General features: G+C 71.7%; 17 protein-coding genes and 1 tRNA gene. 4 read left to right on the top strand and 14 right to left on the bottom strand.

From position 1 onward, the window contains the following. Position 1: 1 nt before the first annotated feature. A complete protein-coding gene (locus C1N81_RS21750; protein WP_394431586.1) occupies positions 2-1,057 on the bottom strand; it encodes an energy-coupling factor ABC transporter permease in 1,056 nt (351 codons plus the stop codon). Positions 1,058-1,208: 151 nt separating this feature from the next. Between C1N81_RS21750 and C1N81_RS21755 the strand changes: the two genes are divergently transcribed. Beyond that, entirely contained in the window at positions 1,209-1,613 is a 405-nt protein-coding gene (locus tag C1N81_RS21755; RefSeq protein ID WP_394431588.1) for an SsgA family sporulation/cell division regulator, read from the top strand. Between the two features lie 8 nt (positions 1,614-1,621). Here C1N81_RS21755 and C1N81_RS21760 read toward each other — a convergent pair whose 3' ends face one another. Together C1N81_RS21760 and C1N81_RS21765 are read right to left on the bottom strand one after the other, a co-directional pair. Then, complete coding sequence (locus C1N81_RS21760) at positions 1,622-3,814, bottom strand: MMPL family transporter (protein WP_394431590.1); 2,193 nt, start codon at positions 3,812-3,814, stop codon at positions 1,622-1,624. A 110-nt stretch (positions 3,815-3,924) separates the two neighbouring features. Further along, positions 3,925-4,512: a TetR/AcrR family transcriptional regulator gene (locus C1N81_RS21765; RefSeq protein ID WP_394431592.1), complete on the bottom strand. Its 588-nt coding sequence runs from the start codon at positions 4,510-4,512 to the stop codon at positions 3,925-3,927. Between the two features lie 167 nt (positions 4,513-4,679). Between C1N81_RS21765 and C1N81_RS21770 the strand changes: the two genes are divergently transcribed. Beyond that, on the top strand, positions 4,680-7,958 hold the full coding sequence (locus C1N81_RS21770) for a S41 family peptidase (protein ID WP_394431594.1): 3,279 nt from the start codon (positions 4,680-4,682) through the stop codon (positions 7,956-7,958). A 63-nt stretch (positions 7,959-8,021) separates the two neighbouring features. Here C1N81_RS21770 and C1N81_RS21775 read toward each other — a convergent pair whose 3' ends face one another. The 4 genes from C1N81_RS21775 to C1N81_RS21790 all read right to left on the bottom strand — a co-directional run bounded on the left by C1N81_RS21775 (position 8,022) and on the right by C1N81_RS21790 (position 11,694). Beyond that, on the bottom strand, positions 8,022-8,228 hold the full coding sequence (locus C1N81_RS21775) for a hypothetical protein (protein ID WP_394431596.1): 207 nt from the start codon (positions 8,226-8,228) through the stop codon (positions 8,022-8,024). 117 nt (positions 8,229-8,345) lie between these two features. Continuing rightward, entirely contained in the window at positions 8,346-9,221 is an 876-nt protein-coding gene (locus C1N81_RS21780; RefSeq protein WP_394431598.1) for an SDR family oxidoreductase, read from the bottom strand. Further along, positions 9,218-10,159 carry an alpha/beta fold hydrolase gene (locus tag C1N81_RS21785; RefSeq protein WP_394431600.1) on the bottom strand — a complete coding sequence of 314 codons (942 nt, stop codon included), beginning with the start codon at positions 10,157-10,159 and terminating at the stop codon, positions 9,218-9,220. Before C1N81_RS21785 ends, C1N81_RS21780 begins: the two co-directional genes overlap by 4 nt. Further along, a complete protein-coding gene (locus C1N81_RS21790) occupies positions 10,156-11,694 on the bottom strand; it encodes a flavin-containing monooxygenase (RefSeq protein ID WP_394431602.1) in 1,539 nt (512 codons plus the stop codon). Before C1N81_RS21790 ends, C1N81_RS21785 begins: the two co-directional genes overlap by 4 nt. A 198-nt stretch (positions 11,695-11,892) precedes the next feature. Between C1N81_RS21790 and C1N81_RS21795 the strand changes: the two genes are divergently transcribed. After that, positions 11,893-12,519 (top strand): MerR family transcriptional regulator, encoded by a 627-nt coding sequence (locus C1N81_RS21795; protein WP_394438133.1) that lies wholly within the window; start codon positions 11,893-11,895, stop codon positions 12,517-12,519. A 1-nt stretch (position 12,520) separates the two neighbouring features. Here C1N81_RS21795 and C1N81_RS21800 read toward each other — a convergent pair whose 3' ends face one another. Continuing rightward, entirely contained in the window at positions 12,521-13,543 is a 1,023-nt protein-coding gene (locus C1N81_RS21800; protein WP_394431604.1) for a DUF6528 family protein, read from the bottom strand. A gap of 42 nt (positions 13,544-13,585) precedes the next feature. Next, positions 13,586-14,386, bottom strand: coding sequence for an exodeoxyribonuclease III (locus tag C1N81_RS21805; RefSeq protein ID WP_394431606.1), 801 nt, complete (start codon positions 14,384-14,386; stop codon positions 13,586-13,588). Between the two features lie 67 nt (positions 14,387-14,453). On the opposite strand from C1N81_RS21805, the gene C1N81_RS21810 reads away from it, so the two are divergent. After that, on the top strand, positions 14,454-14,960 hold the full coding sequence (locus C1N81_RS21810; protein WP_394431608.1) for a GNAT family N-acetyltransferase: 507 nt from the start codon (positions 14,454-14,456) through the stop codon (positions 14,958-14,960). Positions 14,961-15,076: 116 nt separating this feature from the next. On the opposite strand, the gene C1N81_RS21815 is transcribed toward C1N81_RS21810, so the two are convergent. The 5 genes from C1N81_RS21815 to moaC form a co-directional block, all read right to left on the bottom strand. Then, positions 15,077-15,150 (bottom strand) — tRNA-Ala (locus tag C1N81_RS21815). Positions 15,151-15,219: 69 nt separating this feature from the next. Further along, positions 15,220-16,380: a divisome protein SepX/GlpR gene (gene glpR / locus C1N81_RS21820; RefSeq protein WP_394431610.1), complete on the bottom strand. Its 1,161-nt coding sequence runs from the start codon at positions 16,378-16,380 to the stop codon at positions 15,220-15,222. Positions 16,381-16,572: 192 nt separating this feature from the next. Next, positions 16,573-17,241 carry a GNAT family N-acetyltransferase gene (locus C1N81_RS21825; protein WP_394438136.1) on the bottom strand — a complete coding sequence of 223 codons (669 nt, stop codon included), beginning with the start codon at positions 17,239-17,241 and terminating at the stop codon, positions 16,573-16,575. Next, positions 17,238-17,753: a MogA/MoaB family molybdenum cofactor biosynthesis protein gene (locus tag C1N81_RS21830; RefSeq protein ID WP_394431612.1), complete on the bottom strand. Its 516-nt coding sequence runs from the start codon at positions 17,751-17,753 to the stop codon at positions 17,238-17,240. Before C1N81_RS21830 ends, C1N81_RS21825 begins: the two co-directional genes overlap by 4 nt. Beyond that, a complete protein-coding gene (moaC, locus tag C1N81_RS21835) occupies positions 17,750-18,241 on the bottom strand; it encodes a cyclic pyranopterin monophosphate synthase MoaC (protein ID WP_394431614.1) in 492 nt (163 codons plus the stop codon). The genes C1N81_RS21830 and moaC overlap by 4 nt, the downstream gene beginning before the upstream one ends. Between the last annotated feature and the right edge of the window lie 51 nt (positions 18,242-18,292).

Here is an 18,292-nt window from a genome sequence, read left to right on the forward strand (position 1 = left end):
GTCAGACCGATTCCGTCGCGGTGACCTCGGTGGAGGCCGCGTCGCTCGTACGGCGCCTGCGCAGCGCCCAGAAGATCCCGGAACCGGCGACGACGGTCACGCCGACGCCGATGATCCCGGCGAGGCCCCCGGAGAGCCGGGCGTCGGTGACGTCCTTGACCCCGTAGTCGGCGAGCGGCGAGTCGGCGGAGGCGTGCTCCTCGGTCTTGCTGTCGATGCCCTTGTCGTGGGCGACCTTCTCCAGGCCGTCGGGGTTGGCCGAGGCGTAGAAGGAGACGAAGCCGGCGAGGACGAGGGAGGTGACCAGGCCGGTGATCCAGATCTTGCGGTGCGAGCGCGGGGCCGCGGGGGCGGGCGCGGCGGCGGGGGCGTCGACCAGTTCGCCGCCGACCTTCAGCTTGAGCGGCTGGGTCAGGCCGCGGGCGCCGTACACGAGGTCGGGGCGGACGGCGACGACCGCGCCGACGGTGAGCGCCGTGATCACTGCCTCGCCGATGCCGATCAGGACGTGGACGCCGATCATCGCGGTGGCGACCTTGCCGATGGAGACGTCGGTCGTCCCTCCGATGGCGTAGAGGAGGGTGAAGACGATCGCGGCGGCCGGGACCGAGAGGACGGCGGCCACGAAGGAGGCGGCGGTGATCGAGCGGCGGCCGCGCGGCAGGACCTTCACGAGGCCCCGGAAGACGAGGTAGGCGACGACCGTGGTGGTGATCGCCATGTCCGTGATGTTCACGCCGAGCGCGGTCAGGCCGCCGTCGGCGAAGAGCACGCCCTGCATGAGGAGCACCACGGACACGCAGAGGACCCCTGTATAGGGGCCGACCAGTATCGCGGCCAGAGCGCCTCCGAGGAGGTGGCCGCTGGTGCCCGCCGCCACGGGGAAGTTCAGCATCTGCACGGCGAAGATGAACGCCGCCACGAGTCCGGCGAGCGGCGCGGTGCGTTCGTCCAGCTCACGGCGGGCGCCGCGCAGGCTGACGGCGACAGCGCCCGCGGCGACGACACCGGCGGCCGCCGAGACGGGGGCATTGATGAATCCGTCGGGTACATGCATGGCAGGGCACTCCGGCGCTTGGAAGCTGGTTAACCGTTCGATGATAGTGCCCTCTTGCGAACGGCTTGCAAGAGCGTCTCAGCACCAATTGGGCCCGGTCCGTACACCCGAAGCACTCCACACAACCTGGGCATATGGGACATTGGAAGACATGACCGTCGGCACAGAGCAGTACGTGGAGCAGTACGTCCGCGCCCATGTCGTCACCGACTCCCCGGACGTCCACCGGGCCGTGCCCGCTGTGTTGCGCTACGACGGCCGCGTCCGCGTCACCCTGCCCGGTGCGGGTGAGTGGACCTTCCCGCGTGACCTGCTCGAACGCGGTCTGCGGGCGCCGGTCAGCGGCGGCGCCGTCCGCATCTGGCCGTGCGGCCGCGTCCAGGCCGTGATCGAGTTTCACCCTCAGGGGTCCCAGGAGTCCCAGGAGCCCCAGCAGCCCGGGGAGTCCGGACAGCAGAACGGGGTGACGGTCGTGCAGTTCGACGTCAAAGCGCTGATCCGCTTCCTGCGTCGTACGTACACGGCCGTCACCCCGGCGGCGACACTCACGCCATAACCCGAGGGCTACGCGTCGACGAGCTCCCGCTCCTTCTCCTGGGCCGCGTTCAGGCCCTCACCCTCGACGTCCACGTTGGGCAGCGCCCGGTCCAGCCACTTCGGCAGCCACCAGGCGCGCTTGCCGAGCAGCGCGAGCACCGCGGGCACGAGCGTCATGCGGACCACGAACGCGTCGAGGAAGACGGCGATCGCGAGGCCGAAGCCGATCATCTTGACCATCTGCTCGGAGGAGCCGATGAAGCCGGCGAACACCGCGATCATGATGACCGCCGCGGCCGTCACGACGCGGGCACCGTGGCGGAACCCGGTGACGATGGCCTGCGCGGGCCGCTCCCCGTGGACGTACGCCTCGCGCATCCGGGTCACGAGGAAGACCTCGTAGTCCATGGCGAGACCGAAGACCACGCCCACCATGAAGATCGGCATCATCGACATGACCGGACCGGTCTGCTCGACGCCGAAGAGCGAGCCGAGCCAGCCCCACTGGTAGACGGCGACGACGGCGCCGAGCGCGGCGAGCACCGAGAGCAGGAAGCCGAGGGCCGCCTTGAGCGGGACGAGGACCGAGCGGAAGACGACCATCAGGAGCAGGAAGGCCAGGCCGACGACGAGCGCCAGGTAGGGCACGAGCGCGTCGTTGAGCTTCTGCGAGACGTCGATGTTCATGGCCGTGGAGCCGGTGACCGCGAGTTCGGCGCCGGTGTCGGCCTTGATGTCCTTGCCCGCGTCGCGGATGGCGTGGACGACGTTCTCGGTCTCGACGGAGGACGGCTTGTACTTGGAGACGACGTTGACGATGGCCGTGTCACCGGCCTTGTTGAACGTGGCCGGGGTGACGGCCGCGACGCCGTCCGTGCCCTTGATCTCCTTGACGACGCGGTCGACGGCGGCCTTCGGGTCGTCCGCTCCCTTGGCGTCGACGACGGTCATGAGCGGGCCGTTGAAGCCGGGCCCGAAGCCGTCGGAGAGCAGGTCGTAGGCCTTGCGCTGGGTGGTGTCGGTGGGCTGTACGCCGTCGTCGGGCAGGCCGAGTTCGAGCGAGGCGACCGGGATGGCCATCGCGCCGAGGCCGATGACGCCCGCGACGAGGACCATGACCGGGCGGCGCAGCACGAAGCGGGCCCAGCGGGTGCCCATGTTGACCTTGGGCTCCGCCTTCTCGGTGGAGTCGAGCGCCTTGCGGGCCTTGCGGCCGTGGACGCGCTTGCCGACGTAGCCGAGCAGCGCGGGGATCAGGGTCAGTGCGATGAGGACGGCGATGGCGACCGTGCCGGCGGCGGCGACGCCCATCTTCGTCAGCATCGGGATGTTGACGACGGCGAGGCCGACCAGGGCGATGACGACGGTCAGACCGGCGAAGACGACCGCCGAGCCCGCCGTGCCCACGGCCCGTCCGGCGGCTTCCTCGTGCCCCCGTCCCTCGGCGAGTTCCGCGCGGTAGCGGGAGACGATGAACAGCGCGTAGTCGATGCCGACCGCGAGGCCGATCATCATCGCGAGGATCGAGGTGGTGGAGCCGAGATCGAGCGCGTTGGCGAGCGCGGTGATCGTGGAGACGCCGATGCCGACGCCGATCAGCGCGGTGAGCAGCGGGAGCCCGGCCGCGACCAGCGAGCCGAAGGTGATGACCAGGACGACGGCCGCGACCGCGATGCCGATGACCTCGGTGGCACCGGTCTCCGGCATGGCCTGGAAGGCGTCACCGCCGGCCTCGACGGTCAGGCCCGTCTTCTTCGCCTCGTCGATGACCTTCTGGAGCGCGTCACGGTCGTCGTCGGTCAGCTCCATCGAGGAGACCTTGTACGTGGCCGTGGTGTAGGCGATCCTGCCGTCCTTGCTCACCGTCTTGGCGACGAACGGGTCCGCGACGGAGGCGACCTGCTTGGAGCTGTTCTTCAGGTTGGCGACGGTGTCCTCGACGTCCGCCTTGTTGGCGGCGCCGGTGAGCTTCTCGTCCGTCGGCGCCTTGAAGACGATGCGGGCGGTCGCGCCGTCGGCGGCGGAGCCGGGGAAGCGCGCGTCGAGCAGGTCGAACGCCTTCTGCGCCTCGGTGCCGGGGATCGAGAAGGAGCTGGAGGCGGCGGTCGGCGCGGTGGCGGCGCCCACGCCCGCGAGCGTGAGCAGCGCGATCCATATCAGGACGACGAAGTGGCGCCGCCGATAGGCGAGCTTGCCGAGTTTGTAGAGGAATGTGGCCACGGGGGGCGACTCCCGGTCAGGTCGTGGGGGTCAAAAAGGGCAGGGAGGTTCAGCCCGACGACGTGAGCGGTCGCGTCAGGTGCGGGGTGGGAAAACAGGGTGGTGCGGGGTCAGGCGCTGAGAGCGGGGAGGACCACAGCGTCGATGTACGAGGTCAGATAGGCCTGGGTCGGGGGCTGCTCGTCGATGAGCGTGCGGGTGGCGAACGCGCCGATCAGCATGTGGAGCACATAGCCGAGGCCCGGGTTGTCGGCCCGGATCTCGCCGCGCTCCACGGCTCTTTGCAGCAGCCGGTCGAGCCCCGACAGCTCGGGCTCGACGATCCATTCCCGGAAGGCCTCCAGGAGGTCGGGGTTGACGTGCACGGCGACCATCAGGCCGCGCATCAGCGCACTGTTCTGCTCCATGTGACAGTCGTCCTCGCGGACGGCCATCGCGTGCAGGTCACCGCGGAGGGAGCCGGTGTCGATCTCGGCGAAGCGCGGCTTCTGGTGCCGCAGCGCCTTGACGACCAGCTCCGCCTTCCCGCCCCACTGGCGGTAGAGCGTCGCCTTGCTGGCCCGGGTCCTCGCGGCCACGGCGTCCATCGTCAGGGCGTCGTAACCGACCTCGCGGAGCAGATCGAGCACGGCGCCGTACAGCTCGGCCTCGCGCTCGGGGGTGATCCGGCTGCGGCGCGCCGTTGCTTCCGCGACCATGATCGTCACCTCTTCCTCGGATCTCGTACGCCCTGAACATACCCCGCGCCTAAACGAAACGAAACCGTTTCGTACGTGGGGTCCACCACAGTCGTAAAGAACGTGTAGGGACCCGTATGTACCGCGGCCCGGTTGCCTAAGCCTCCGGGACGGAAAAGCATGAGGAGGTGACTGAGGCGACTGAGGCGAACGAGGACCACACGGGCCGGGCCTACCTGCGATTCCCGCACCTGAGCGGCGAGCGACTCTGCTTCGTCGTCGAGGACGACCTGTGGGTCGCGCCCGTCGACGGCTCGGCGCGGGCGTGGCGGATCACCGTCGACCGCACGAAGGTCAGCCATCCGCGCTTCTCCCCGGACGGCGACCGGATCGCGTACACGACCTGGCGCAGCCTCGACCCCGAGATCTACGTGTCCCCGGCCGACGGCGGCTCGGCGCGCCGCCTCACCTACTGGGGCAGCGTCGACACCCAGGTGCGCGGCTGGACCCCGGACGGCGACATCCTCGCGGTGGCCTCGCACGGCGAGCCGTTCTCCTACTTCACCTTCGCCTACCGCGTCCCCACCGACGGCTCCCCCGGCGGCAAACTGCCCTGGGGCCCGGTCTCCGACATCCAGGTCGCTGACATCGACGGCGAACGCAGGACGCTCCTCCTGACCGGCACGCCACCGCACGAGCCGGCCTCCTGGAAGCGCTACCGGGGCGGCGCCCAGGGCCGCCTGTGGATGCACGGCGAGCGCATCCTCGCCGACCTCGACGGCCACCTCGACGACCCCATGTTCGTGGACGGCCGCATCGCGTTCCTCTCCGACCACGAGGGCATCGGCAACGTCTACTCGTGCCTGCCCGACGGGTCCGACCTCACCCGCCACACCGACCACGACGCCTTCTACGCCCGCCACGCCTCCAGCGACGGCACCCGCGTCGTCTACCAGTGCGCGGGCGAGATCTGGCTCCTCGACGACCTCTCGCCGACCTCACGGCCGCGCCGCCTCGACGTGCGCCTCGGCGGACCGCGCGCCGGACGCCGCGCCTATCAGGTCCCGGCCTCCCTCCACGTCGACGCCCTCTCCGTCGACGAGACGGGGCGGGCCAGCGCCGTCGTCGTACGCGGCAGCCTGTACTGGCTGACCCACCGCGACGGCCCGGCGCGCACCCTCGCCGACACCCCCGGCGTCCGCGTCCGGCTGCCCGAGATGCTCGGCTCCGGCGGACAGGTCGCCTACGTCACCGACGTGGCCGGCGAGGACAGCGTGGAGATCGCCTACCTGCCGCGCGCCACCGGCGACCGCCCGCCGCGCCGCCTCGCGGGCGGCGACCTGGGCCGCGTCCAGGAACTCGTCAGCGACCCGGACGGCGAGCGCCTGGCCATCGCCTCGCACGACGGGCGGCTCCTGCTCATCGACGCGGGCGAGGAGGCGGAGGGACCGGAGGGTCAGGTCGTCGAGCTGATCCGGTCCGTGAACGGGCCCGTCCGCGATCTCGCCTTCTCGCCCGACGGCGCCTGGCTGACCTGGTCCCACCCGGGCATCGGCCGCTCCCTGCGGCAGATCAAACTGGCCCGGATCAAGGACCGTACGATCGTCGACGTCACCGACGGCCGCTTCGAGGACGAGAACCCGGTCTTCACCCGCGACGGCCGCTACCTGGCCTTCCTGTCCTGGCGCGGCTTCGACCCGGTCTACGACGTGCACACCGGCGACCTGTCCTTCCCGCTCGGCTGCCGCCCCTACCTCGTACCGCTGTCGTCGGCGACGGCCTCCCCGTTCGCGCTCTCGCCCGACGGGCGCACGGCGGCGGGCGGGCTCGACCCGATCGAGGAGACGGGCTCGGGGCTGACCCAGGCCGCCCCGACCGTCGAGATCGAGGGGCTCGCCAACCGGGTCGTGCCCTTCCCGGTCGCCGCCTCCAAGTACTCGGGTCTGCATCCCGTCGCGGGCGGCGGGCTCGTGTGGCTGCGCTGGCCGATCTCGGGCGCGCTCGGCGAGACGTTCGCCAACCCGGCCGACACCTCCTCGCAGCCCACGCTCGAACACTTCTCCCTCGCCAAGTGCAAGAAGACGCAACTCGTCGACCACATGGACTGGTTCGCGGTCAGCGGCGACGGCACCCGGCTCGTCGTCGGCGACGAGGGCGAGCTGCGCGCCGTCCCCTCCACCGAGAGCGGCGACAGCGACTCCACCGTCTGGATCGACCTGCGCCGCATCCTCCACGAGGCCGACCCGCCCGCCGAGTGGCGCGGCGCCTTCGAGGAGGCGGGCCGGATCATCCGCGCCTACTTCTGGGAGCCGCACATGTGCGGCATCGACTGGTCGGCGGTGCTCGACCAGTACCGCCCGCTGGTCGAACGGGTCGCCTCCCCCGACGAGTTCGCCGACCTGCTCCGCGAGGTCCTCGGCGAGCTCGGCACCTCCCACGCCTACGTCTCCGCCGCCCGGCGCAACGAGGGCCCGGCCCACTACCAGCGCGCCCAGGGTCTCCTCGGCGCCAACTTCGTCTGCCGCGACGAGGGCTGGATGGTCCAGCGCATCCTGCCCGGCGACTCCTCCGACTCCAAGGCCCGCTCCCCGCTCGCCGGCACCGGCATCCGCGAGGGCGCCGTCCTCACCCATGTCGACGGCCGCCCGGTCGACCCGGTCGCGGGCCCGTTCCCGCTGCTCGCGGGCGCGGGCGGCACGACGGTCGAGCTGACGTTCACGCGCTCGGAGGGCGGCGGGCGCCCGCGCCGGGTCGCCGTCGTCCCCCTCGTCGACGAACGCCCCCTGCGCTACCAGGACTGGGTCGCCAAACGCCGCGAAGTGGTCCGCGAGTTGAGCGGCGGCAAGTGCGGCTACCTGCACATCCCCGACATGGGCGGCTCGGGATGGGCCCAGTTCAACCGCGACCTGCGCATGGAGGTGTCCCGGCCCGCCCTCATCGTCGACGTACGGGGCAACGCGGGCGGCCACATCAGCGAACTGGTCATCGAGAAACTCAGCCGGAAGATCATCGGCTGGGACCTCACCCGCAACGCCCAGGCCGTCTCCTACGCCTCCAACGCGCCGCGCGGCCCGGTCGTCGCCCTCGCCGACGAAGCCACCTCGTCCGACGGCGACATGATCACCGCCGCGTTCAAGCTGCTCGGGCTCGGCCCCGTCGTCGGCCAGCGCACCTGGGGCGGCGTCGTCGGCATGACCGGCCGCCACAAGCTCGGCGACGGCACGGTGATCACGGTGCCGATGAACGCGGCCTGGTTCCCCGAGTACGGCTGGTCCGTCGAGAACCGCGGCGTCGACCCCGACATCGAGGCGCTGCGCACCCCGCTCGACTGGGCCGAGGGCCGTTACGCGCAGCTCGACGACGCCGTCCATCTCGCGCTCGACCTGCTGAACAAGCAGGGCGCGCTCGAACCGCCGGACCTGTCGGACGTCCCCGACAAGCGGAGGCCGCCGCTGCCGCCCCGGTGAACCCCGGGACGCGAGAGGCCCCACCCGGCGTCCCGGGTGGGGCCTCTCGTTCAGGACAGGGCGTCAGGCGTCGCGACCCTGGTCGAACGTGTCCTGCGTCCGCTGCGAGGCGTCCTGCGCGCGGTCACGGCCCTGCCGGCCACGGTCGCTCAGCTCGTCCTGGCCCTGCTGCCCGCGCTCGCGCGCCTGGTCCTTGGCGTCGCCCATGCGGCCCTTGGCCTTGTTGGAGAGCTCGTCGGCCTTGTCCTGGAACTGGTCCTTGATGCCCATGCTGTGTCACTCCCGAAGGGGTTGGTGGGGTGGGGCTCGACCAGACTGACACGCCGGGACATCAGCCGCATTTCGATCAATAACGGACCGTGGCCAGGACCTGAAACCGCAGGTCAGTCAGTGCGTGCGCGCGGTCTCGTCAGCCGCGCCACCCGCACCGACGAGCCCCCGCGACACACTCCCGAGCCGCGGCTCGAACCGGCGCATCTCGCGCTGCCCGACCGTCCCGATGAGCGCGGGCAGATAACCCCGGATGCCCTGCATTCCCCGCAGCCACCACTGCGCGTACACGTGCGAGGAGCGCCGCTCGATGCCCGCCACGAGCCGGTCCACGGCCGGGCCCAGCGGATACGTCTTGTTCGACGGCCAGGGCAGCCGCTGACGCAGCTCGCGCATCACGTCGTCCTGGTCGGCGCCGCGCACCATGTCGGTGTCGGTCCAGGACAGATAGCCGATGCCGACCTTCACGCCCTTGTAGCCGACCTCGGCGCGCAGGCTGTGCGCGTACGCCTCCACGCCCGACTTCGACGCGCAGTACGCGGACATCATCGGCGCGGGCGTGATCGCGGCGAGCGAGGCGATCTGCAGCAAGTAGCCGCGCGACTCGGTCAGTACGGGCAGGAAGGCGCGGCCGGTCACGGCGGAGCCGATGAGGTTGACCTCGATGACGCGGCGCCAGGCGACCGGGTCCGAGTCGACGAACGGACCGCCCGTGGCCACACCGGCGTTGGCCACGACGATGTCGACCTTGCCGAACCGCTCCTTCACCTCGGCGGCGACCCGCGCCATCGCCTCGTGGTCCGTGACGTCGGCGTGCCACCAGTCGGCGTCGGAGTGCAGCCGCCCCGCGACCTGCTTCAGCTCGTCCGGCTCAAGACCGACGAGCGCGATCTTGGCGCCGCGCGCGGACAGCTTGCGCGCGAGCAGCTCACCGACCCCGCGCGCCGCTCCCGTGACCACCGCGACCTGGCCCTCAAGGCTGACCCTGCTCATGCGACATCCGCCCCCTTCTCCATTCGGTTCTCCAGGTAAGTGGCGGCCAGTTCACGGACCTCGCCCGTGACGGCCTCCGGCGCCTCGATCGGCGTCATGTGCCCGAGTCCGGGCAGCTCGCTCAGGCCGACGCACTCCGGCAGCGCGGCGGCGATCCGCCGGGCGTGCACGATCGGGGTGAGCCGGTCGGCGGTGCCGCCGAGCACGGCCACGGGGAGCGTCAGTTCGGCGAGGGCGGCGTCCATGTCGAGCGTCTCCAGGACGTGCGACCAGCCGTACCGCACGGCGCGCGGGCAGGCGTGCACGATGTGGGCGCAGGCCTCGACCTGGCCGGGCGCGGCGCCGGGCCCCATCGTCGCGTACTTCAGTATTCGCTTGCCGAGCGGCGTGACAGGGCCGAGCGGCGCCTTCGACCCGAGGATCGACTTCGTCAGCCGGGTCCGCACCGCGCCCGCGAGGAGCAGCGGCACGACGGTCGCCTCGGCCACCAGCCGCGAACTGCCCGTGCTGCACAGCAGAACGGCGGCCGCGTGCTCCTTGAACTTCTCCCGCCCGGCGGCGGCCATCATCGTCATGCCGCCCATGGAGTGCCCGGCGAGCACCGCCCGCTCGCCCGGCGCGAGCACCGCCCCGAGCACGGCCTCCAGGTCGTCGGCGAGCATGTCGGCGGTGTACGGGAGCCGCGTCGCGGCCGGTGAACGCCCGTGCCCGCGCTGGTCGTAGACGATCACCCGGTGATCGGTGGACAGGGCGCGGATCTGCGCGGCCCAGAACGCCGTCGAACAGGTCCATCCGTGCGAGAGCACCACCGCGGGCGCGTCGTCGGGCCCGTGCACCTCCACGTACAGCCGTGATCCGTCCGCCGAGACGGCGGTCAGCTCGCGAGCGGGGACGGGCGGCGCGTAGGGCCCGGTCCGCATATGGGTCGGCCGGCTCATGCGGCGCTCACCTCAGCCTTCTTCGCAGCGTCCGCGGCGGCGGCGCCCGGTGCGGACGCGGGGGCGCGCAGAACCTCGTACTCCCCCACGTCCACATGGCGCGTGGCCTGCCGGAACTCGGTCGTCGTGCCGGGCCACACGGTCGTGTTGACCCCGTTCTCGTCGAGGTACCAGCTGGTGCAGCCGCCGGTGTTCCACACCGTCCGCCTCATCCGGTCCTGTACGCGGTTGTTCCAGCCGGTGACGGCGGTCGGGCGCGGGGTGAGGGCGACCCGGCCGCCGAGCACGTGCAACTGGCGCAGATAGTCGGCCAGGTAGTTCAGCTGGGACTCGATCATGAGGATCATCGAGGAGTTCCCGAGCCCGGTGTTGGGCCCGATGATCGTCATGAAGTTCGGGAAGCCGGCGGCGGTGGCCCCGCGCAGGGCGGCCATCCCGCCCTTCCAGCTCTCGGCCAGGCTGACACCGTCCGCGCCGATGACGCGCTCGGCGATCGGCATGTCGGTGACGTGGAACCCGGTGCCGAAGACGATCGCGTCGACCTCGGCCTCGGTGCCGTCGGCGGCGACGAGGGTGCTGCCGCGCACCTCGCGCAGGCCGGACGCGACGACGTCGACATTCGGCTGGGCGAGCGCGGGGTAGTAGGTGTTCGACAGCAGGATCCGCTTGCAGCCGATGCGGTAGTCGGGCGTCAGCTTGGCGCGCAGGGCCGGGTCCTTGATCGCCCGGTACATGTTCCGCTTGGCGAGCTGCTCGACCATGCCCAGCTCATTGGGCCGCTTGGTGAACGCCTGGACCTGCAACTCCCTGATGCCCCACAGCACTCCGCGCCGCGCCTGCGTGGTAAACGGGAGCTGCCGGTGCAGCCAGCGCTCGGCCTTGGTGATGGCACGGTCGGCCCGCGGCATCACCCACGGCGGCGTCCGCTGGAAGAGGGTGAGCCGCCCGACCTCCTTCTGGACGGCGGGCACGATCTGGATGGCGGAGGCGCCGGTGCCGATCATGGCGACGCGCTTGCCGCGCAGGTCGTAACCGTGGTCCCAGCGGGCGGAGTGGAAGACCTTGCCGGGGAAGGTGTCGAGCCCCGGCATGTCCGGCACCTTGGGGTCGGAGAGCGGCCCGGTCGCGGAGACGACGACATCGGCGGTGAGCGTGCCGCTCGCCGTGTCGATCTCCCACAGGAGCCGCTCACTGTCCCACCTGAGCTGCGTCACCTCGGAGTTGAGCCGGATGTGCGGTCGCAGCCGGAAGGTGTCGGCGACGTGCTCCAGGTACTCCCGGATCCGCCCCTGCCCGGAGAACGTGCGCGGCCAGTCCGGGTTCGGGGCGAACGAGAAGGAGTACAGGTGCGAGGGCACGTCGCAGGCGCAGCCCGGGTAGCTGTTGTCGCGCCAGGTGCCGCCCACGGCGTCGGCCCGCTCCAGGACCACGAAGTCGGTGATGCCCTCGCGGCGCAGTCTGACCGCGGCGCCCAGACCGCCGAAGCCGGACCCGATCACCGCCACCCGCACGTGTACGTGCTCCTGCTCGGGCATACCGGCGCCTCCCTTGCCGCGCGACTCTGCCAGTGAACACTGGCACAGTTGGTGAGCGTAGAGCAGGGGCGTACTGATGGGTAGGGGGCGGGCCGAGGAAAGTTACCGCCAGTACGGCTTAGGGTCGTGGTCGTGGCAGAAACGGCGACGGACGCAGACGGCGACGGGGAAAGCGGGCCCGCTCCCCGCGAATACCGCATGGAGGAACTGGCGGCGGCGGCCGGCATCACCGTCCGCACCGTCCGCTTCTACCGCGAGCGCGGCCTGATCAAGCCGCCCCGCCGCGAAGGCCGCATCGCCTGGTACGACGAGACGCACCTGACCCGGCTGCGGACGATCGCCGCGCTCCTGGACCGGGGCCACACCCTCAACGGCATCACGGAACTCTCCGAGGCGTTCGACCGCGGCCGCGACGTGGGCGAACTCATGGGCCTCGGCGAACCCACCGAGGAGACCCCGGTCCGCCTCACCCCCGAAGAACTGGCCGACCACTTCGCGGGCCAGGTGACCCCGGAGAACCTCCAGGCCGCCCTGGACCTCGGCTACCTCGGTACCGACGGCGAGGAGATCGTCCACGTCAGCCGCCGCCTCCTGGAGGTCTCCTCGGCCCTGGTCCGCGAGGGCATCCCGCTGGCCGAGGTCCTCTCGGCGGCGAGCCGCGTCCGCGCACACGCCGACGCCATGGCCACCCTCTTCACCGACATGGTCCTGGCCCACGGCACGGAGAAGGACGTACAGCGCCTGCGCCCGCTGGCCAAGTCGGTGGTGGAGGCGGAACTCTCGATGGCCCTGGACAGGAAACTGCCGCCGCCGTCCGGGCGCTGACTCAGACCGGCAGCCACCACCGGGCCTTGTAGATCCCCCCGCCCACCAGCCTGTACGCCCCTGCGGGCCGGTGCAGGCTCACGGTGGTGGTCCACCAGGTCTCTTCGAGCCCGGGTTCCGGCACGGTGGTGACGACCCGCCCCGTACGCGGATCATCACCGACGCACTTCACACCCTTCCGGCTGATCTCGCCGACCCCGGCGAAGTCCTGGAGGAACACCCGCCCGTTCACGTCGTACTGGAAGACGGCCGCGCTGGTGGACACCCACATCCGTCCCGGCCGCCCGGCGACGGGGAACAGATCGTGCCCACCGGCGGACTTCCCCGGGGTCGCGACCGGCAGCGGATCGGCGAAGAGCCGCGTGAGCCCCGGCCGCGCCGCCACCCCCGTCACCTCGTACGCGACCAGCTCGTCATCGCCAAGCGCCCACAGCACCCGGCGCCGCCGGTCCCAGTGCAGCCCGTGCGCGCCCTTCAGCCCGGCTTCGGCGAACCGCGCGGCGCGCGGCCCGAGCGAGGCGGCGTACAAGCGCACGCGTGCGCCCGTACTGCACGCGACGGCGACGTTCCCGTCCGGCAGGATCTCCGCGGAGTGCGGGTTGAACAGATCGTCCCCGGGCCCGATCGCCGTCCCCCAGTACCGCCGCCCGCTCGGCCACTCGACCACGCCGACGAACCCGAACGAGGCCGTGGTCAGCACGAACGTCCGCCCCCGATGGAGCCGCACCTTCGCCTCACTGGGATACACCCAGCTGACCTCGGGATCGAGGTCCTCATAGCGGCGATCCCCGAGCGGCGAGAACGCCCACCGCACGACACCGGGATCGGCCGCCGGGTCCCACACGTCCCGACCCGGATCAAGAACCAGGATCCGCTTGCTGGCCTGCTCGGTGAGCAACACCGGCGCCACCCGCACCCCGGCCGCGCTCCCCGACGCCGCACCCCCGAACACGACACCGGCCCCCGCACCGGCGGCCCCGAACAACAGCCTCCGCCGTGACGGAACACGAGAAACCTCGGACATCGGAATCCCCTCCCCGCACGCCAGTGTGGCCGCTGCCCCCTCCTAGGAGAAGACCACCGTCACCGGCGCGTGGTCCGACCACCGCTCCCCGTGGCTGGCGGCCCGCTCGACGAACCCCTTCACGGCGCGCGCGGCGAGCCCGGGGGTCGAGACGAGGACGTCGATGCGCCATCCCGTGTCGTTGTCGAAGGCCCGCCCCCGGTACGACCACCACGAGTACGGCCCCTCCACCCCCGGATGCAGCGCCCGCACCACATCCACGTAGCCGCCGTCCGCCGCGTCGTACACGCGCGTCAGCCACTCGCGTTCCTCGGGGAGGAAGCCGGAGTTCTTCTTGTTGCCGCGCCAGTTCTTGAGGTCGGCCTCGGTGTGGGCGATGTTCCAGTCGCCGCAGACCACGACTTCGCGGCCGTCGGCGGCGGCCCGGACACGCAGCTCCTTCAGGTACTCCAGGAACTCGGCCATGAAGCGGATCTTCTCGTCCTGGCGCTCGGTGCCGACCTCGCCGGAGGGCAGGTAGAGGCTGGCGACGATCACGCCGGGCAGGTGCGCCTCGACGTAGCGGCCGCTGGTGTCGAACTCGGCGGAGCCGAAGCCGATGCGTACCTCGTCCGGCGCGCGCCGCGTGTAGAGGGAGACGCCGGCCCGGCCCTTGGCGGCGGCGGGCGCGTGCACGACGTGCCAGCCCTCGGGGGCGCGCACCTCGGCGGGCAGTTGTCCGGGCTCGGCGCGGACTTCCTGGAGGCAGACGACGTCGGCGTCGGTGGCGGCGAGCCACTCGACGAAGCCCTTCTTGGCGGCGGCGCGGAGCCCATTCACGTTCACGGTGGTCACAGTCAGCACCGGGCCACGGTACCGGCACACTGAACAGGTACACCGCCCCTACAAGCATAGAGATACGATCGGACGCATGAGTATCCAGACCTCTTCCGCCACGGCGATCACCCTGCGCACCGTCTCCTACGGCCACCCCGACGCGGTCGCGCTCAACGACCGCGTCCAGCTCGAGTACGCGGAGCGCTACGGCGACGAGGGCGACATCACACCGCTCGACCCGACGATGTTCACCCCGCCGCAGGGCCTGTACCTGATCGCGTACGACGAGGCCGGGACCCCGCTCGCCACGGGCGGCTGGCGCGCCCAGGACGCGAACGAGGAGGGGTACGCGGACGGCGACGCCGAGCTGAAGCGGATGTACGTCATACCGGAGGCGCGCGGCCTGGGCCTGGCCCGCCGGATCCTGTCGGCCCTGGAGGCGGACGCCCGCACGGCCGGGCGCGGGCGCATGGTCCTGGAGACGGGCACGAAGCAGCCGGAGGCGATCGCGCTGTACGCGTCGAGCGGCTACGAGGAGTGCGCCAAGTTCGGCCTGTACCGCTTCGAGGAGCTGAGCCGCTGTTACGCGAAGGCGCTATAGGGGGCGGTGGTGGCGATGTGGTGACCGTCACAGCGGTCGCCCCGCCCCAGGGGGCCGCCCCGACAGGAGGCAAAGCAAGAACCCCGCCGGTTTCCCGGCGGGGTTCTCAATTGCGGTGGACCTGTGGGGATTTGAACCCCAGACCCCCTCGATGCGAACGAGGTGCGCTACCAGACTGCGCCACAGGCCCTTGCAACGAGTGAAACTCTAGCACCCTCACCCGGTAGCCCCAAAATCGCTTCCGGGCAGGTCAGCCAGGTCACTCGTTGGCGGCCTTGGGACGGCCCCCGGCGTCGGCGCCGTCGTCGTACTGGTCGAACAGCGGCGTGCGGCCGCGCTCGCGGGAGCGGCGGGCGGAGGCGGCGCGGCGGGCGTCGCTGCGGCCGTCGTCGGCGGGCTGTTCCTGCGGCGGTTCGGGCGCCGTCTGTTCGGCGGCGGAGGAGCGGGCCGCGCTCCACGTCTCGGGGGCGCCGTAGTCGACACCGCCGCCCGCGCGCGGGGCGACCGGCGCGGTCACGTAGGTGGGCAGCGGTACGGGGACGGGGTCCCAGCTGTCACCGGCGCCGGGCGGGCGCTGGCGCTCGCGCTGCTGGTCGACCCATTCGGCGTGGTCGGTCTGTTCGACGAGGGCGCGCCGGTCGGCGGCGAGCGCTTCGAGCCCGGGGTCGGTGCCCACCTCGGTGTCTGGGCCGTCCTCCAGGTCGTCGGCGGCGCCTCGCTGCGCGGACGGCTGACGGCGCCGGGGCTGGCGCTCGCGCAGATGCTGGGCGGCGATCTCGGCGCGGCGGCGGTCCATGACGTAGGCGAACCGGCGTCGCTCCTGGGCCCGCAGGTAGACGATGTAGGTGCTGAGCAGCAGCGCGGGCGCGACGGGCGCCCACAGGAAGGCGACGCCGCCGACCCCGGCGACCACGGCGCCGGCGGTGAAGGCGACGAAGAGCAGCACGGTCGTACGGCGCCTGCGTGCGAGCACCTTGGTCCGCCGGGCCCGTGCCTGCGCCTCTGCGGCGGAAGTGGTGCGCGCGGGGCGGGACTTGGGGGCGGGTTCGGCGGCGGGCTCCGGCTGGGGTTCGGGCGCGCGGGCGGGCTCGGGCACGCGTACGGGCTCGGGCACGCGTGCGGGCTCGGGGCGCTGCCGCGCGGTGGCCGGGGGCGCGCCGAGGGCCCGGACGTCCACCGCGTCGGTGGGCGCGTCCGGGTCGGCCAGGGGCTGCTCGTCCGTCTCCGGGGAGCGCGCCTGCAGGTCCTTGGCGTACCGGCGCTCCATGCCCGCTCGTCCGGACAGAAGTCGGATGGCGGTGCTGAAGCGTTCCGTCGGACGGGCTTCGTTCAGCTCGTCCTGCCTACGGAGCCACATCGGCACCAAGTAGGCGGCCCAGGCCCCGACGATGACTGCGTAGATGAGGCCGCTGCTGCTCACGCCTCACACCGTAGAGGGGTTTGCGGGGAGCCATCCGCCAATTGGGCCGGTGTGTCGCACGATCTGCCTGATATTTCGAGCATTTTTTCCGACTGGTGCGATCAACTGGCCACCGAGGGTGCGAATTCAATGACCTGGAGGGCGTTCCGGGCCGCCTCGTGCGCGTTCACGAGCGAAATTCGAACATTTATTTTATTTCGAGGGGGCGCCCGGATCGACGGCGCTGGAACCGGCCGGACCTGCGGTGTTGCCGCGCCGTCCGCGCCGCCAGCGACGAAGGAGTCCTTCGGGGACCTCTTCGGCGGTGAGCGCGAAGACGAGATGGTCGCGCCAGCCGCCGTCGATGTGGAGATAGCGGGGCCGCAGCCCCTCCTCGCGGAATCCGAGTTTCTCCACGACGCGGCGGCTCGGCCCGTTCTCGGGGCGAATGCAGACCTCGATGCGGTGCAGGCCGACCGTGCGGAAGCAGTGGTCGACGGCGAGCGCGACGGCGGTGGGCATCACCCCGCGCCCGGCCACCCCCTGGTCCACCCAGTAGCCCACGTGGCCCGAGCACATCGAGCCCCAGGTGATCCCGGCGACCGTCAACTGGCCCACGAGCACGCCCTGGTACTCGATGACGAACGGCAGCATCCGGCCCGCGTTCGCCTCCGAGCGCAGATGGCGGACCATCTGACGGTACGTGGGGCGGTGCGTGATCGGGCCGCTCGCGGTGGGCGGCGGGATCGTCGCCTCCCAGGGGCGCAGCCAGTCGCGGTTGCGGCGGTTGACCTCACGCCAGGCGCGCTGGTCGCGCAGCTTTATCGGCCGGAGGACGACATCGCCCTCCGCCAGGACGACGGGCCAGGACGGGCTGTTCAGTGCGCACCCCCGGCTTCGTGGGCGCCGGGTCTGGGGTGATCGCCGCCGCGCAGCTGGTCGACGGCGTGGGTGAGGAGCGGCGCGAGGACGGCGAGCCCGTCCTTCACCCCGCCGCTCGAACCCGGCAGGTTCACGATCAGTGTGCGCCCGGCGACCCCGGCGCGGCCACGCGAGAGCGCGGCGGTCGCCACCTTCTCGCGCCCGTACGCGCGGATCGCCTCGGGGATGCCCGGCACGTCGTACTCGACGACGCGGGCGGTCGCCTCGGGCGTGCGGTCGGTGGGCGAGATGCCGGTGCCGCCGGTGGTGATCACGACGTCGTACGCCGCCTGGACCGCGGCCCGCAGCGCCGCCTCCACGGGGTCGCCGTCCGGTACGACCTGCGGGCCCTCGACCTCGAAGCCCAGCTCGCGCAGCCCTTCGGCGATCAGGGGGCCGCCCTTGTCCGCGTAGACGCCGGCGGCGGCGCGGTTGGAGGCGGTGACGACGAGGGCGCGGTAGGTGTGCGTCATGCCCGCTCCTCGCGGTGCCAGGCGCCGGACTTGCCGCCCGTCTTCTCCTCGACGCGGACGTCCGTGATCACCGCGCCCTTGTCGACCGCCTTGACCATGTCGACGACCGTGAGCGCGGCGACGGAGACCGCGGTGAGGGCCTCCATCTCCACGCCCGTACGGTCCGTCGTCTTCACGGTGGCAAGGATCTCCACGGCGTCGTCGGCGACGGAGAGGTCCAGCTTCACGCCGGAGACCGCGAGCGGGTGGCAGAGCGGGATCAGGTCCGGGGTGCGCTTGGCGCCCATGATCCCGGCGATCCTGGCCGTCGCGAGGGCGTCGCCCTTGGGGACGCCCTCGCCACGCAGCAGCTCGACCACGCGCGGTGAGACGAGGACGCGGCCGCTGGCGCGGGCGGTGCGCGCGGTGACGTCCTTTTCCGAGACGTCGACCATGCGGGCCGCGCCCGCCTCGTCGATGTGGGTGAGTCGGTCCTGCGAAGTGCTCATGGTGCTGTGGCGCTCCCGATCCGAGCCGTGCGCGGTGCGGCGCGCCGGACT

The sequence above is a fragment of the Streptomyces sp. SGAir0957 genome, assembly GCF_043523415.1.

Bases quoted from the DNA above. Each gene is read 5' to 3' on its own strand.
- C1N81_RS21750 (WP_394431586.1), bottom strand. From the start codon at position 1,057: ATGCATGTACCCGACGGATTCATCAATGCCCCCGTCTCGGCGGCCGCC.
- C1N81_RS21755 (WP_394431588.1), top strand. From the start codon at position 1,209: ATGACCGTCGGCACAGAGCAGTACGTGGAGCAGTACGTCCGCGCCCAT.
- C1N81_RS21765 (WP_394431592.1), bottom strand. From the start codon at position 4,512: ATGGTCGCGGAAGCAACGGCGCGCCGCAGCCGGATCACCCCCGAGCGC.
- C1N81_RS21775 (WP_394431596.1), bottom strand. From the start codon at position 8,228: ATGGGCATCAAGGACCAGTTCCAGGACAAGGCCGACGAGCTCTCCAAC.
- C1N81_RS21780 (WP_394431598.1), bottom strand. From the start codon at position 9,221: ATGAGCAGGGTCAGCCTTGAGGGCCAGGTCGCGGTGGTCACGGGAGCG.
- C1N81_RS21785 (WP_394431600.1), bottom strand. From the start codon at position 10,159: ATGAGCCGGCCGACCCATATGCGGACCGGGCCCTACGCGCCGCCCGTC.
- C1N81_RS21790 (WP_394431602.1), bottom strand. From the start codon at position 11,694: ATGCCCGAGCAGGAGCACGTACACGTGCGGGTGGCGGTGATCGGGTCC.
- C1N81_RS21795 (WP_394438133.1), top strand. From the start codon at position 11,893: ATGGAGGAACTGGCGGCGGCGGCCGGCATCACCGTCCGCACCGTCCGC.
- C1N81_RS21800 (WP_394431604.1), bottom strand. From the start codon at position 13,543: ATGTCCGAGGTTTCTCGTGTTCCGTCACGGCGGAGGCTGTTGTTCGGG.
- C1N81_RS21810 (WP_394431608.1), top strand. From the start codon at position 14,454: ATGAGTATCCAGACCTCTTCCGCCACGGCGATCACCCTGCGCACCGTC.
- C1N81_RS21830 (WP_394431612.1), bottom strand. From the start codon at position 17,753: ATGACGCACACCTACCGCGCCCTCGTCGTCACCGCCTCCAACCGCGCC.
- moaC (WP_394431614.1), bottom strand. From the start codon at position 18,241: ATGAGCACTTCGCAGGACCGACTCACCCACATCGACGAGGCGGGCGCG.